Origin of the sequence: Vreelandella titanicae BH1 (assembly GCF_000336575.1) — a bacterium.
Classification (GTDB): Bacteria; Pseudomonadota; Gammaproteobacteria; order Pseudomonadales; family Halomonadaceae; genus Vreelandella; species Vreelandella titanicae.
This window is the reverse complement of record NZ_AOPO01000024.1, coordinates 16337-30921: the sequence shown is the minus strand read 5'-3', so window position 1 is coordinate 30921 and position 14585 is coordinate 16337. Positions and strand designations below refer to the sequence as shown.

Annotated in this window: 12 protein-coding genes and 1 pseudogene; 7 read left to right on the top strand and 6 right to left on the bottom strand. The window is 52.3% G+C overall.

Annotated features, from left to right (window positions below):
* Positions 1-144: 144 nt before the first annotated feature.
* From HALTITAN_RS23280 to HALTITAN_RS24615, 3 genes are all read right to left on the bottom strand, one after another.
* Positions 145-1245: a DcaP family trimeric outer membrane transporter gene (locus tag HALTITAN_RS23280; protein ID WP_152419305.1), complete on the bottom strand. Its 1101-nt coding sequence runs from the start codon at positions 1243-1245 to the stop codon at positions 145-147.
* Between the two features lie 868 nt (positions 1246-2113).
* Positions 2114-3406 (bottom strand): TRAP transporter large permease, encoded by a 1293-nt coding sequence (locus HALTITAN_RS23275; RefSeq protein ID WP_009288561.1) that lies wholly within the window; start codon positions 3404-3406, stop codon positions 2114-2116.
* A gap of 66 nt (positions 3407-3472) precedes the next feature.
* Entirely contained in the window at positions 3473-4084 is a 612-nt protein-coding gene (locus HALTITAN_RS24615; RefSeq protein WP_051052209.1) for a TRAP transporter small permease, read from the bottom strand.
* A gap of 581 nt (positions 4085-4665) precedes the next feature.
* On the opposite strand from HALTITAN_RS24615, the gene HALTITAN_RS23265 reads away from it, so the two are divergent.
* The 7 genes and pseudogenes from HALTITAN_RS23265 to HALTITAN_RS25070 all read left to right on the top strand — a co-directional run bounded on the left by HALTITAN_RS23265 (position 4666) and on the right by HALTITAN_RS25070 (position 8224).
* Entirely contained in the window at positions 4666-4878 is a 213-nt protein-coding gene (locus tag HALTITAN_RS23265; RefSeq protein ID WP_039860786.1) for a hypothetical protein, read from the top strand.
* Complete coding sequence (tnpB, locus tag HALTITAN_RS23260; RefSeq protein WP_039860785.1) at positions 4875-5237, top strand: IS66 family insertion sequence element accessory protein TnpB; 363 nt, start codon at positions 4875-4877, stop codon at positions 5235-5237. Before HALTITAN_RS23265 ends, tnpB begins: the two co-directional genes overlap by 4 nt.
* A gap of 45 nt (positions 5238-5282) precedes the next feature.
* Positions 5283-5510, top strand: a complete 228-nt coding sequence (locus HALTITAN_RS26435) for a hypothetical protein (protein WP_039860784.1) — start codon at positions 5283-5285, stop codon at positions 5508-5510.
* Positions 5507-6599, top strand: a pseudogene (gene tnpC, locus HALTITAN_RS24610) (IS66 family transposase); the annotation flags it as partial. The gene HALTITAN_RS26435 and the pseudogene tnpC, both read left to right, overlap by 4 nt.
* Before the next feature lie 270 nt (positions 6600-6869).
* Positions 6870-6962, top strand: a complete 93-nt coding sequence (locus HALTITAN_RS26430) for a hypothetical protein (protein ID WP_411572277.1) — start codon at positions 6870-6872, stop codon at positions 6960-6962.
* Positions 6935-7456: a hypothetical protein gene (locus tag HALTITAN_RS23245; RefSeq protein WP_009288556.1), complete on the top strand. Its 522-nt coding sequence runs from the start codon at positions 6935-6937 to the stop codon at positions 7454-7456. The genes HALTITAN_RS26430 and HALTITAN_RS23245 overlap by 28 nt, the downstream gene beginning before the upstream one ends.
* Positions 7422-8224, top strand: a protein-coding gene (locus tag HALTITAN_RS25070) for an IS5 family transposase (RefSeq protein WP_085947174.1) whose coding sequence is annotated in 2 segments (ribosomal slippage) — positions 7422-7713 and positions 7713-8224 — 804 coding nt in all. Because the reading frame shifts where the segments join, the coding sequence is not laid out codon by codon here. The genes HALTITAN_RS23245 and HALTITAN_RS25070 overlap by 35 nt, the downstream gene beginning before the upstream one ends.
* A 95-nt stretch (positions 8225-8319) precedes the next feature.
* Here HALTITAN_RS25070 and HALTITAN_RS23230 read toward each other — a convergent pair.
* The 3 genes from HALTITAN_RS23230 to HALTITAN_RS23220 are packed head-to-tail and all read right to left on the bottom strand — an operon-like array spanning position 8320 to position 14534.
* The gene (locus HALTITAN_RS23230; protein ID WP_009288555.1) at positions 8320-11523 is read right to left on the bottom strand and encodes a tyrosine-type recombinase/integrase; all 3204 of its coding nucleotides are present in this window, start codon (positions 11521-11523) and stop codon (positions 8320-8322) included.
* On the bottom strand, positions 11516-14005 hold the full coding sequence (locus HALTITAN_RS23225; RefSeq protein ID WP_039860781.1) for a hypothetical protein: 2490 nt from the start codon (positions 14003-14005) through the stop codon (positions 11516-11518). Before HALTITAN_RS23225 ends, HALTITAN_RS23230 begins: the two co-directional genes overlap by 8 nt.
* A gap of 1 nt (position 14006) precedes the next feature.
* Positions 14007-14534 carry a hypothetical protein gene (locus HALTITAN_RS23220; protein ID WP_009288554.1) on the bottom strand — a complete coding sequence of 176 codons (528 nt, stop codon included), beginning with the start codon at positions 14532-14534 and terminating at the stop codon, positions 14007-14009.
* Positions 14535-14585: the final 51 nt, after the last annotated feature.

Here is a 14585-nt window from a genome sequence, read left to right as displayed (position 1 = left end):
ACTACCCTGCCATATTATCGACAGCCGACTCTCCGCCTGATACGACGTCGCAGCTATCAAAAAGGCCGTCCCGAAAGGACGGCAATACCGAAACAGTAATTACAAGGACTAGTGGATGACGGCGCTCTCATCCTTAAGGAAGCATCAGAAATCGTAGATCACGCTCGCCATCAGACGTGTGGCATCCCCGCTGTCGCCCTCGATGGTTTCTCGTTCCAGCCATGACGCCTCGATACCGTACGTCACTCGGTCGATTGGTGACCAAAGGTAGTTGACCGTAGCAAACGAACGAGCCTCGTCGGTATCGCCAGTTACAGCGTCGGCATTCACCGCGTCATCCCAGTCTGCCTCAACATAAGAGTAAGCTAGATTTATGCGCCCTATGCCAACGTCCTGGGTTATACCCACCTTTCCGCCCCAAGCGGTAATCGTATCCAGCTCATTATCGACGCGATAGCCGGCCGCTGTAGGTGTATTGTGAAGATAATTACCAATGCCGTCCCCGCCAGCCACATGCGCCCGAATAACTGTACCTGGGACAATCTCCATACTAGCTGCAGACGTTAGACCCCAACCGAATGCTGAATCGTCATTCTCGCCATCGTCGATAGCAATCTCGCGAGCCATACCGGCAACTGCGAATTTCACGGGGCCAGCCGCACTCTCGTAACGCAGAGTGAGGTCAGGCATGCTGTCCTTACGGTCAGGCTCATTAACAAAGTCTCTTTCAACATAATCCATTCCGGACTGAGCACTATCCGGATCCTCGAGCGCGACGTGGAAATCACCCATTGAGTAACGGATCTGGGCGGCACGATTGACGCCGCCGCGACCTGACTGACCGGTAAAATCAAGCGTCTCGGTAGTCCCCAAGAAGGAAACGAAATTCGACCAAGTTTGACCAGCAGTAATATTATTCCAACTACCGTAGGCGTGACGTAGTCTAAGATCGCCATCGACAAAGAAATCACCCTCAATAACGGTGGTCAGATCCCCCTTTTCAGTAGGAGTGACCGTTTTGAAACCAATACGGCTCTGATAAGCGTGCGCATCGAAATGCCTGCTGGTATCAGCCTGATCGCCGACCGCCACATTATTGAACGTAACGCTCTTGCCGAGCCCACCGGCTCCGGCCCGGACGCCATCCAGATCGTAAGTAAAGTCCAACTTGGCATAGCCATAGACCGAAAACTTAGTGTCACCAACAGTACCAAGTTCAACCGCCGATGCCGATCCTGACGTCACCAATGCACATGCTGTAAGTACTCTCGCAAGTCTTATCTTATTCATCTTTTTTAGCCCTTCTTCATCGTTCTGATTGTTATGAAAATCCCCAAGAAGTCCATTTCTTCATGCCACGGTCAACCCATCGTGCCGATGCTGTTGATTCGACATTGTTTAACTAATAGTTAAACCCGGCTTATACGGACAAAATAATCCGAAATAAACGCTGAACGCACTCAAGCAGCTAAGCCAACATATTAATGATGAATAGTTTAACGCTCGAGCACTCCCTTAATAGTAATGTCTTAAAAAAACAGCAATATGACTAATACTTTTTTACGCTTAATCGATAGGAAACTCATATAGCAACTCTGTAAATAATTTTCCACTTCAAGCCAAATAAAAAATAAACAAAAAATCATCAACCTCTGCTATAGCTTGAGTTCGTATTAGAATACAGCATACAAGAACTGTACGCATTGAAGAGCGCCCACCATACTTGCATGGCTCATACAATGTATAAGGCTACGTCGGATTGTCTAGGGTATGGCAACACATAAAATTAGAAATTATTTATATATAGAAAATGATCTATACCACAATCTACGTTTCTATTTTTGGAGAAATAAAGAATAACTTATTTATTAACCACACTAAATAAACTAACCCGCTAACCGCTGGCAAGCTGCAGGAAGTTGAGCGTAATAAACAGGCTGCTTAAGCGCAGCCATTTGGACAACCGGGTTGAAAATCACCGCTAACCTCGCTGGATAAGTTAATCATCTATTGAGCAATGTTTCACTAGAATCTGTATCTATATACACACAGCTATTATGATACTACTTAGGGCTTTCCACGGCGGTTAGTGCCGTGAAAAGCCTTACTACCTTCAGTTAAACAAATAATTCGGCAGCCAGAGAGCAATGACCGGAAAAGCGACGATTAGCAGCACACGAGCAAGATCCAGTAAAACAAAAGGCGTGATACCCTTGATAATTGTGATTAGAGGAACCTCGGGCGCGACAGCTCGGACTATGAACAGATTCATTCCCATAGGGGGTGTGATAAGGGCGAGTTCAATTACCATTACTATTACGATCCCAAACCAGACTGGATCATAACCAAGACCCATGACAACCGGAAAGAACATTGGCAACGTCAACAACATCATTGCTAAGCTATCTAATAGGCAACCAAGGAAGATGTAGATCAAGAGAATAATTCCGATCGTCATCCATGGAGCAAGGCCGGATGCGGTTACCATCTCAAGAACCATACGGTCGGCGCCAGTGAGATTGATAAACTCGCTAAATGCATGCGCTCCAATTAGGATGGCAAAAAGCATTGCTGTCGTCTGGGCAGTATCCTTAAAGATCAAATAATAGTTTCTGATATCAACCTTGCGAAACATAGCGACGAGCAGGGCACCGGATGCACCAATGCCGCCAGCTTCCGTCGCCGTAAAAATACCAGCATAAATACCGCCTAAAACCACCGCAAACAGCAACCCTACCAGCCAAGTCTTGCGCAGTGCTGTCATTTTTTCTCTGAATGATGAAGCGGTGCTAGGCGGAGCGGCAGCAGGATTTAGGATCACTGCCAATTTAACAGCAAACATGTAACCAATAACGCCAAGTATTCCAGGAATAACACCAGCAGCAAACAGATGGCCGATACTGGTTTCCGTTGCGATTCCATAGATCACCATGATGATACTAGGAGGAATAAGAATGCCTAAGGTTGCACCAGCCGCAACTGTTGCAGTACTGAGGCTATCAGCATAGCCATACTGCCTCATTGATGGTATGGCGATACGCCCCATCGTCACCGCCGTCGCCACGCTCGAGCCGCAAACTGCGGCGAATCCGCCTGAGGATACGATGGTTGCCAATGCCAAGCCCCCGCGACGCCTACCGATAAACGCCTGAGCGGCTCGGTATAGGTCCATGGAAACGCCAGCCCCTGCGATCAGGTTCCCCATCAAGATAAAGAGCGGAATCACTGCCAGATTATAGTTCAAAGTGTTGCTACTGGTAGTGAGAGTGAGCATGGTTATCGCAGGAGACCAGTCAAGCAACCACACATATCCCATAAACCCGACTAGACCCAGAGCCATCGCTACCGGGACACGCGCAAATATCAAGAGGAAGGCAACGATAAAACCTATTATTGCAGCAAACATTTATTTTATTCCTCGCAAAACATACATTAAGTTTCAAGCAAAAAGACTGTTTAACAATCTTCACCGTCAAGTTTTCGTCTTATCGTCGCCCGTTTGAGCCTCAGAGATGGGTCGTTCTGAGGGATTAAGGCTTGAACTTGCCGGCTTAGTCATTGTCCTTCCTCGGAATCCCTCCTTATTCGATTTGACGATCTCCTGCGGGTGGCTTTTATCCTGCATTTTCTTGCCAATTCCGAATGCGGCAAATATAAAGGCAATCGCCGTGAAACCTGCCAAAATGGCCATAAAGTAGTAAGCGGGGGCGACGGGTAATCGCAGATAAGGAGTGACATCGCCGTATTCTACTAGGCGATCGCCTTGCGACCACAAACGCGAAGAAAGGAGAGAAAATACGACAGCCCCCACGATGCCAGCCAATAGCTGCTGCATAATACGACCGACCCTACCGACAAAAGAGTCAAATATGTCAATCACGATGTGCTGTTGCCGTAGTGCAATCACCGGGTAAATAAGGAAAGTCAGCCCGACCAGACCGTACTCGGTCAATTCAGTGGCACCAGCCAACGGACTGTTGAAAATATTCCGACCGACCACATCAATCAGAGTAAGAAAGGTCAGGATAAGAAGCAGGACCGCAGCTAATGCATAGCTAATAAATTCATAAACCTTCATGAACATGGTTTTTTCTCTCCTCGGCATTGCCCAGTAGTGTTTTATTTTTAGGACTGATTTAGCTCTACCTAGAGATCAGCAAGCTTTTATGTGGAATTACTCCCAGCGAGCCTTTCTCGCATGCTCAAACTACGCTCACTGGCCGCGGCTTCAGCATTTCGGCAAATTTCTAGCAGTCTTTAGGTGTCATCTTTCTGACCTAGACACTGCCTACCCACAGTTTTAACGCGTTTTTCGCTCCTAGAAATTCCATGCACTTTCCTCAAGTTCGTGAATTGTTTTTGTACATGACTGCCACACCTCTCTAGTCGGGATGCGAGCATATATTTAACCAATACCAAGCGCAGCCAAAAGGATCCAATACTATTTTAGGATGTGGTTAGACAAGAAGCATCTCGCTGGGGCAAGAGAAGCCCCCTGCTCCCCCCAAAGCCATACCCTTTAGCCCATCTCTCGGCGACGAGACTGGACTGCCCTGTGTTCTACGGACACTTCTAGCCTATTAAAGTAAGCGCGCCATAAAACCCATCTACCCACCTTAACGTTGGCTGATCACACTGTTGGTCTCTTTTGCTTTGGAGATCATCATGAGCCGCGAACTCAATCCCACTCAAGCGTTTTGGTTAGGCCACCTGTGTTATGCCGCCGCGCTGCAGATACCGTTAAGTGCGTATGTCAGAGCACAAACCGTGAGGTTAGCCGACCTGATGGCGTGGGAAAAACGGTTACTCGTGCAACGCTTCCTCTTGCCTTCGCGTTGTCGTCCCGCTCGGTTTGTCGCGGTGGAGGTCGTCGTATGATTCGCCCCGGCACTGATCTCAAGGTATACCTGTGCCGAGAGCCCGTGGATATGTGTAAGCAAATCGATGGCTTGGCGCTGCTGGTTCAGGAAGCCATGGTCTTGAACCCGTTTGATCAAGCGCTGTTCGTGTTCGGTAATCGCCAGCGCGATAAAGTGAAGCTACTGTTTTGGGAACGTAACGGCTTTGTGGTGTGGTACAAGCGCTTGGAGCGTGAACGCTTTAAATGGCCCACCCACCTGAAGGGCGAGGGCGAGACCGTGACGTTAACCGGTCAAGAACTTAACTGGCTGCTGGATGGCGTTGACTTGAAGGCCATGAAGCCTCACAAAACGTTAAATTTTCAGCGCGTTGGCTAACCTTGACGCTCCTATTTTAGCGATGTTTTTGGAACACTAAATGGTATGAAAAACACCGCATCCTCCTCACCGACGGTTACCCAGCTTGAGCGCAAGCTGGCCGCAGCTGACGCTGAAAATGTGCGGCTGTTGGCGTTGATGGAGAAAAAGGAAGCGCAGTGGGTAGCCACCAAAAAATCGTTGTTTGAACAGGTCCAGCTGGCCCTGGAGCGTCAGTTCGGCCCCCTCAACCGAAAAGTACCGTGTCGACCAGCAGGATCTGCTTATCAATGAAGCGGGAGGGGCGGTTGACGAGGAAGATGCAGCGGAGAGCACCACCACCGCGAATGACACGACTAGCGACACCGGCAGAGCTGCCGCGTATCGAGGTCATCCATGAACTGCCCGATGATGCGCGCCACTGCCACGATGACGGCCCCGCGCTGAAGGTCATCGGTGAAGCGGTCAGCGAGGAGTTGCATGTGGTGCCCGCCCGAATCGAGGTCATCCGTCATGTGCGACGCGAATATGCCTGCCCGACATGCGAAGAGGGCGCCAAGGTTGCCCCGGCGCCTGCCAAGCTGTTGCCTAAGAGTAATGCCAGCGCCATGCTGCTCGCCTATATCGCGACGGCTAAATACCAGGACGCGCTACCGCTTTATCACCAAAGCCAGCTCTTTGCCCGCCATGGCGCCGAGATCCCCCGTAATACCTTGGCCCGCTGGATGGTACAGGCGGGAGAACGGATCACCCACTGATCGACGCGTTACGCCAACACCTGTTAGACGCGCCACTGATCCACATGGATGAAACCACTCTCCACCAGGTCAAGCAAGAAGCCGACCGCCATGCCAGTGCCACCTCATACATGTAGGTGCAGCGGGGTTGGCCGCCGGGCCAGCAGGTCGTTCTGTTCGACTACGCGGCCAGCCGCGCCGGACGGGTGCCCGTTGACCTATTAGGCGACTATGCGGGTCGCTTACTCACCGATGGCTATGAAGGCTACGCCGAGGTCGTGCGCCGTAATGGGATCACCCATGCAGGCTGTTGGGAGCATGACCGGCGTAAGTTCGTCGAGGCCCAGAAGGTGCAGCTCAAAGGCAAAACCGGTAAAGCGGACTGGGCGCTCAACCAGATCCGTAAGCTATACGCCGTGGAAAAACAGGCGAAAGCACTAGCGCCCGCCGTGCGCTGCGTGAACAGAAGAGCCGGCCACTTATCGATCAGCTCCGCACCTGGCTCGACAAATCACTGGCCCAGGTACTGCCCAAAAGTGCGCTGGGTAAAACCCTGCACTACCTGGATAACCAGTGGCTCCGCCTGACCCGGTTCATCGACGATGGCCTGATCCCGCTGGACAACAATCCGGCAGAGAACGCTATCCGCCCGTTCGTGGTGGGGCGTAAAAACTGGCTGTTCAGCCACACCCCGGGCGGCGCTCACGCCAGAGCGGCGATCTACAGCCTGATCGACACTGCCAAGTCCAATGCCTCTCGCCTTACGACTACTACAGTACATCTTCGCGACCCTGCCCACCCTCAACGATGATGACCTCGACACGCTGCTGCCCTGGCAGTGGAAAGAGACCTTACCGGTCTAAGCGAAGCCTGCCTAGATGGGGTTGGTGGAGCGCTTACCCCTAATCAGGACTCGATGCCCGCTGGTGGGTTTGGCAATTTGATTCCCCTTCCGCTTCAATACCAGGCGCGCAATCGCGGATGTACAAGTTCGTCGACGATGACTTGATTCCTTACCCGGATCAATGGGCATTGCTCAGTCGGCAAGAGTCTCTTTCACCGGCTCAGCTCGGAGAAAAGGTCGGCAGGAAACCTGATTCCGATGCTACCGTAGACGCTACATTGCCGTGGGAGCAAGCGTTACCAGTTGAGACAGAGAAAATTATCGAATGTCCTGAAACCGTCACGCTCATACTGTCCAATCACAATTATGTGAAGTTGTCAGACATACCGGGGACGCTGGCTGCACGAATTAAGCGCATGGCGAGCTTTACCAATCCCGTATTTTTCAAAACACAGGCACTGCGTTTCTCAACGCATAGTATTCCTCGCTACATATCCTGTGCCCAAATCGAGCAAGGTTATCTCTCGGTACCAAGAGGCTGTTTTGATGAACTCCAGGCATTGTTGCTGGGTCAGGGAATAACGGTAGAAATAGATGACCGCAGACTACCAGGCCAGATTCTAAATGGCATCGCCCCCTCAAACCATGGGCAGACCTAGGCGGGATGACCGAAAAATGCTCAATGGTATATTCTGGGTGCTGTGCTCTGGCGCCAAATGGCGTGATTTACCCGAGCGATATGGTCCTTTGTCGACGGTGTATGACCGGTTCCGCAAGTGGCGTGATGATGGAACTTTTGAAGCGGTACTTTCTCGCTTACAGCTCAAGTTACGTGAAGATGGGCTTATGGACCTGGTCACGTGGATGATCGATGCCACTTCCGTGCGAGCCACGCGCGCTGCCGCTGGTGGCGGTAAAAAGGGGGCTCGAAAGAACCGCTAGACCATGCGCTCAGCCGTAACCGCGGCGGTTTAACAACCAAAATCCACTTGGTTTGTGATCGCCATGACTGGCCACTGGCGTTCACTCTGTCTCCTGGTCAAGAGGCAGATTCTCAGCACTTCGTTCCGACATTAGAGAAAATTAATTTACCAGGTGGCGTCGGGCGTCCTCGCAAACGTAGTCGCTATATGATGGCGGATAAAGGATACGACAGCGATGAGTTGCGTCATTATTACGACAGGCACGGCATGAAACCCGTGATTGCTCAGCGCAACATGCATCGAAGAGCCCGGCCGGGGTTACCCAGGCGGTTCGATAAACCCAAATATCGGCAACGGAATGCGATAGAACGCTGCTTTGGCTGGCTTAAAGAATGTCGCCGCATTGCCACACGCTATGAAAAGCTGGCAAGTAGCTTTAAGGCGATGGTATGCGTAGCGTGCATCGACCGTTGCTTGCGAGCCAACTTTTCGTACAAAAACTAGATCAGACAGCAACAGCCCAAGCTGTACACTGGTAGCCATCTTAGAGAAACGGCACAAAAAAACTGCAACGCCAGCGAGGGAGGTGTCGCCTCTTCCTATCCCACTTTAGAGCTTCCCCCATTTTGGGCGACCGTAGCCATTACGATACACGTCATCACCAGCATATAGCGTACTGGGTAGCCACTTCGAGAACGCTTATTCTCATTGACTACATAGAAAGTAACGTTGCCCGTGCCCAGCGGTTTTGAAAAACGGTTGCCTGAAGGTTTAGATTGCCATTCCACCTTATGTTGATGCGAAGGTAGTCGCTTCTTCCATTCACTCAGCTGCTGCCTCTCAGACAGGGATGATCGCGCACTTGGTGTCACCTCAACGACTGCTCTGATGCGAGCATCCAGACCCAGCACCCAACTCACAAAGGCCAAGCCATCAGCGGTATCGCGAATCCATACATGACCGTCGGTGGCACGGTGGTAGCGGTAGAAAAAACGTAGATGCCCTCGCAATTCATCCGGATGATGGCTGAACCACCGCGACCAGATGGCTTGGTACATCGCATTCGCCACTGGGCGTTCCGCCAGCGAGCGCGGCATTGCTAGGCGTGGATGGGCAAAATCATTCGGTGCTGGCTGCTTACCTTTCGTCAACCGGTAGTGACGAAACGCGCTCATCCCCTGCCGCGTGCGCGCTGTTAGAACCCGCCGCGCGCAAGACGTTAGCCGCTCTGCCTCGCCTTTACACAAATTAAAGATATGCTCAACGTCGTCAAAATCGCGTTGATACAAAGCATCCAGCGCGGCGGCAACCTGCTCCAGCGATAGCTGACTCAGACCTTGGCGCTCAAGCAGTATCTTGGCTGGCAATTCAGGATAGGGGGCAAACGCCTGCTGAGCTACGTCTATCACAGAACATTTGGGAAAGGCCTTATTAAGCCAACGTGGCGGTTTTTCGCCGAAACGCTCTTTCCATTTACGCAGGGTCGCCGGCTTGATTTGGAGCACGTTGGCCAAGGGTTCCAACTGAGCAATTGCGTGGCTCGGAATACAGCTCTCCATCGAGGAGGGCTGCTTGTGGCAGTAATGGTCAAGGAGCAGGCAGGTAAAGTGCAAGTAGCTTCGTAATGTCACATCGGGGGACGCATGGCCCATCAGTTGCGCAATAAAGTACAGCCCTGATCGCGTGGGACCCTCAGCGACCTTGTCCCAAAGAAAAGCATGATGGGAAGGCGCTGAGCAGGGTATCTCCACCCCATGAAAAGAGAGCAACAGATAGTTAGCCAGTGAATGACGCAGGTGATGAAAGCGCAGACTGTAATCCCCGGTGATACGTCGCATGGCTTCGTGGATCTCTGCCTGCACCTCATCATCGCGTAGTGGAGCCACCGAACCACTTCCCTCACCGAACAGCATGACTCTACCGTGAAGGGACACCTCTTGTCGATTGGCGATGAAGGCCTTGAATGCTTCCAGCTCGCTGTCCGTCAGCAGATAATAAAGCGGAAGCTGCCGCCGTGAATCATGGCTCTTAACCCCCACATACTCGTTGTTACGAACCAGAAGAGTAACGTCGGTATTCTGCACCTCTTGATGAAGCAAGACATCATCTAACTGAATGGAAAGTGCTTCTCCTATCCTGAGACCAGCGCGAAATCCAAGCACAAATACCCAATAGCGAATTTGCCCCATGATGTTTGCCGAGCGGGAGGCCAGAAAGCTAGCTATCAGACGATACTCATCCTCTGACAGACAATTGGCATCGGCGTGATGCGCGACAGTTATCCCACCGTCAACAAGCACCATAGAGACGTTGGCCAGGCCTTGATCAATCACAAGAAAAGAATGGAATGAGCGCAACACCGCCCAACGGTAGTGGCGGTTTTTCTCGGTCTTGGCCTGTTCGACCACGAACTGATAGGCCTCAATGAGCGCATCCATCCGGTCCTGATCAACCGGCGTCTCCCCCAAAGCCTGCAGTAGCGGCATGCTTATACCGAGATACTTGTACAGCGTCGACTGCTTTCGCTTCTGCTTCTGATGCAGGAACAGCAGCCAGCGACACAAGCATTCAATGATGGGAGCCATACGCTGAGAAGCAACAATGGCACTTTCCAGCTCGCGAGAAAGGTCTCGAAACCTGAGGCGTTTCTGGTTACGACGCTTATAGAGCGTATCGTGTAACGATTTCAGCAGCGCACGCCCTTCATACAACGGTTGGTCCCGCTCACAACGCTCGGTCACCATTGGCGTTAGCCCGGATCCTTCTCCTGGAAGCACATCCTCCTGCTCGGCTTTTGGCTTGGCATGCTTTACGTACCCACCGGTGAGCAGCTGATGCCAACGCTCTTCAGCAATTGACGTGCTTGGGTGTTTGCCGTGTGCGCTGTTCACGATATAAGCCGGTACATGTAAGCGAAAGGCGGTCGTGGCATGCTCGCTAAACGTCGGAAGTGACACCGGCTCAGTCTTTAAAGCGCCACAGAAATGCAGCCAAGCCGTCTGGGTATAAGCCCTCGCCTGCTGATAACCGCCACACTTCTCGCCAGGGTGGCCAAAATGCTGAATGTGGCGCATCAACACCGCTAAGGCCGACACTCCCAACAGCCAACGGCTACGTGGCAACACCCGTTTCGATTTTGGCATGCCTTCCGGTACTGTCTCATGCAGCACCAACCAGGCAGAAGCCCCGTGCACTGCCAATGTAGTGGTGGCCAATGGTAGTGAGTTCAGGTGCTTGCTGCCCAGCAGGCCGTCATTGGCAATCACACAATAAAGAAACAGCCCCCAACTGATCATTTCAGGCTCAAGCCGACGGTGTCCCTTTTTTCCATTGCCGTGCCAAAGAAGCGCCTGAAAGTCTGGCTGCTGAATCTCATGATCGGCATCCTGGCACCAGTCACGGTAATCGCTTAAATTTTTGAAGGACAAGGGCGTAAAAGGACTCGCCGCTGGCCTGACCAGGTGCAGCGGCGCTGGAACGCGCACGTCCCACCCCAACTCACGCTGCCCACGCGACAGCCCCAGTGATAAGAAGTTAACCTTGTTGCGAATTTCGACGACTGAACGGTTGTCACCGGTTTGTAGGGCTTCTTCCCACTGCTGGGCGATATCCGTCGGCACGCTGACATCCGGTTCACCGCGGACAAGGCCAGGGTGCGTTTCCTGTAGCAGTTCCAGCACTGCCATTTGGTGACGACGCCTATTTAGCAGATGCTGCCGATGGCGTGCCTCGGCACCACCTGCCCCTTCCGGAACTTGTATTAGCTTCCAGCCGCTCCAAACTTCCTCGACATAGTCAGTCATCCGCTAGCCCCTGCTGCACTGTCCATCCCGCTTCCCGGCGCATTTTACTGAGGACAGGCGCTAGCTCCCGAAACATTTCCACGGGGGTCAAGGTAGAGAAAGCGCCAAACGGCTCCTGCCCTTGTTGAGCGTGCCCCATAAAGGCATTAACCAGTTCGCCACGAACCCCTTCAGCACGCAAAGCACTGCGAAGATAGTGCCGACTTGCGTTGACTGGCAGCGTAAAGAGCGGTACGTGGCGCCGCAGATTCTCTGGAGAAAGCTGAACCATCTGCCAGCTGTCACTGATAAAGAACATCAGCGGCACGTCTGGCTGAGGCTCACTCAACACTGCTTCGAGGTGCTCGTAAAGAGACGCACGTTGATAAAACCGGGCCTGTAGCACTTCCAAGTGGCTCGCATACTGGCGTATTTGATCACGCAACTCCGGCAACAGCCAAACCACCCGTGCCTGACTCATCGCTTCGTCATCCTTGTCGGAAATGGCCAGAAAACCGGACGCAAAGTCGATTTCCCGCCAGCGAAAAACCAAGTCATTGACAGCACGGTAGCCCGTCGCGAACAGTATCCAGAAAGCGATATAAGCCACGTAGTGATTATGCGTTTGTCGCCAACTCTCCTCCCCAGGCTGAAGACGCCTAGCTGCCCGCAGTTCGCCTTTCAAGTGTTTGACCAGGCGTGTCAGCAATATCGGTTTGAGGTTCAGCTTACTGCCATGGTCGCCCCTGTTTTGAACGACCTGTTTGAAGGCGTAGTAATGCTTTTCTTCTACGCTAAGGTACTGATAAATACTGTTGCGCAGCGAAACAGCAGCAGCATGATAGAGTGCCTCAAGATAGCCAGCCGGCACGCTGTAATAATGTGCGGCCACGTCAGCGACGGTGAAACGGTGCCCGGTCAACAGGTAAGCATCGACCCAATCGCTGGAGTGGCCGACGATCTCATCGAACAGCGCTTGACTGATGCGACGGGGTGTCAGCCGCATACGGTGGGCGCGGTTGATCTTTGAAACCGCCGCCCGCATTGCCTCCTCAATGCCGCCATAACGCCATTCGGGAAACAGTTCGCGATATTTTGTCCGACTTTTCCGCACCAAGCTGAGGCGCGAGATAAACTTCCCCATCCGCACGGGACTGGCGACCACCACTACCTCATCCACCAATGCAGGCGTGCTCCCACCGGCTGTAAAGAGCAGTTTCTTTGCGTCGTCCTGGAGACTGTTACGCCACTCCGGCGACGGAATGGGGAGCACAAAGGCGTGCTCTTCAATCAAAAAAGCGAGTACGTCCTTGCGGTGTTTCGGTAGCTCATGTCGATGGTTATAGACCCGCATCCCCAGAATCTGCTCGACGGGACGTCCAAGCCAGATCATCAACAGCAGCAGTAGACCGGCATAGACATCTTCGTCATCACGCTTTTCAAAGCGGCCTCGGCCCGTAAATAGCTCGAAAGCTGCTTTCGCTGCCAGCGATAGCTCGACCCGACTTAAGCTGGCGTAGCGAAAAGGAAGCCTCTGGTTGGACTGGCTGATATGTTGGATACGGCTGCTCTGGCGCCGGATCAAGTCCCTTAGATCAAACCCTAATGTCGGTGATGCTTTACTTTCCGTGAAGGAAACAGCACGCAGTGTCTGGGATTCTTTGGGGTGCAAACCGGCGGCACGCTGACGGCCCTGCGCCTGCTCGTCACCGGCCGATTCCAACAGTTGCATCGACTTTTCTGGCCCCTCATTTTCCTCGTCATCCGAATCCGACACATCAACGCGCCGCTCGATCGTTCGGGCCGGGTGGCCACCCCCACCTCCACCGTCTCTCGTCTTTCCCTTATGGTCGAGTACTTTTCGAACGAGCAGCTCGATACCCGACAGCGGCTCGAGGATCTCGTCGCTCTTTAGCAAATATTGTTGACGGTAGCTTTTGAGCGTGGCGTCCATCTCAATCTCTATCAACAGCCCGAGAGACTTCTTGCCATTGCCAATCGTCCGGATATCACGACAAGCAGCGGTGATTTCGGAACCAATATGCGCTTGGTGCCGCTTTCGCTGAACGGCTGAGCACGCCATAACTACACCGGTATGCTGCCAATACGCATCATTGCCATAGCACTCAGCATCGGGGGTAAGAATCAGCATCGCCCATTCAGGGTGGTCATTGATAATGCCGCGCTGCTTCCCCGACTGATCTAACCACGTCTCTGGGCAGCTTTCGCGATCAAATCCCTTCAGCACGGCGATAATCTGGGTAATGACAGGAAGGTAATGAAAGAGGCCTTTCTCCTCCTTTTTCTTGGTCGCATCATCAAGATCCTCCCGAATTTTTTGGCTTCTTTGAACTGCTTGTAAAGCACGGTTCAAGTTTTCCATAACTAGGAGAAGGTGGGTTAGATCATCCGGCGCTTTCAGCAGCGCAAGCAGCTTTTCTATTCTGGAAAGCTCCACGCTACTCAAAGTTGCCAATTTCTCCAAATCTGCTTGCATCACCATGTCACTGGGACTCCATGATCCGCTGGAGTTCTGATTTTCGCTTCCTTGAATGCGTGATGCGGCGCTCTTCTAGTCCCATTAATGCCTTTAGATTGCGTGTGGACAGACTCTTAGGCACCTTGATGCCGTGCGTCTTACGCAGCGTAATGGAGAGCTCTTTTAACTGTCGATAGACGCGCTCTTTCGCATCCACAGCCTCAGGACAGTGCATCAGGCTATGGCTAATAAGCTCAAACAACGCTCCTCTGACCAGATCAGATTCGTGAGCATCTGTGATGCCTACCGAGATGGAAGCCTCTGGATCCAGCAAGGCACTAACGGCATGAAACGCGCGAAATCCACTGACCACTTCGTAATGCCTCGATACCTTTTGCACAGAAACGGGATGGTAGGCAAGTAAGGTATCGGCTAATTCAGCATCCAGCCATGACGACACGGGCAATTGATTGGCAATGTTAATGTTGACTCGCTCGATCTCAGCGAGCGCTCCGGAAGGGGATTTGATCTTCGATATTACCAACTTTGTCACACCATGCCTCAGTGTTGTCAGTCCAATGCATTACTATTATATCAAAATAGG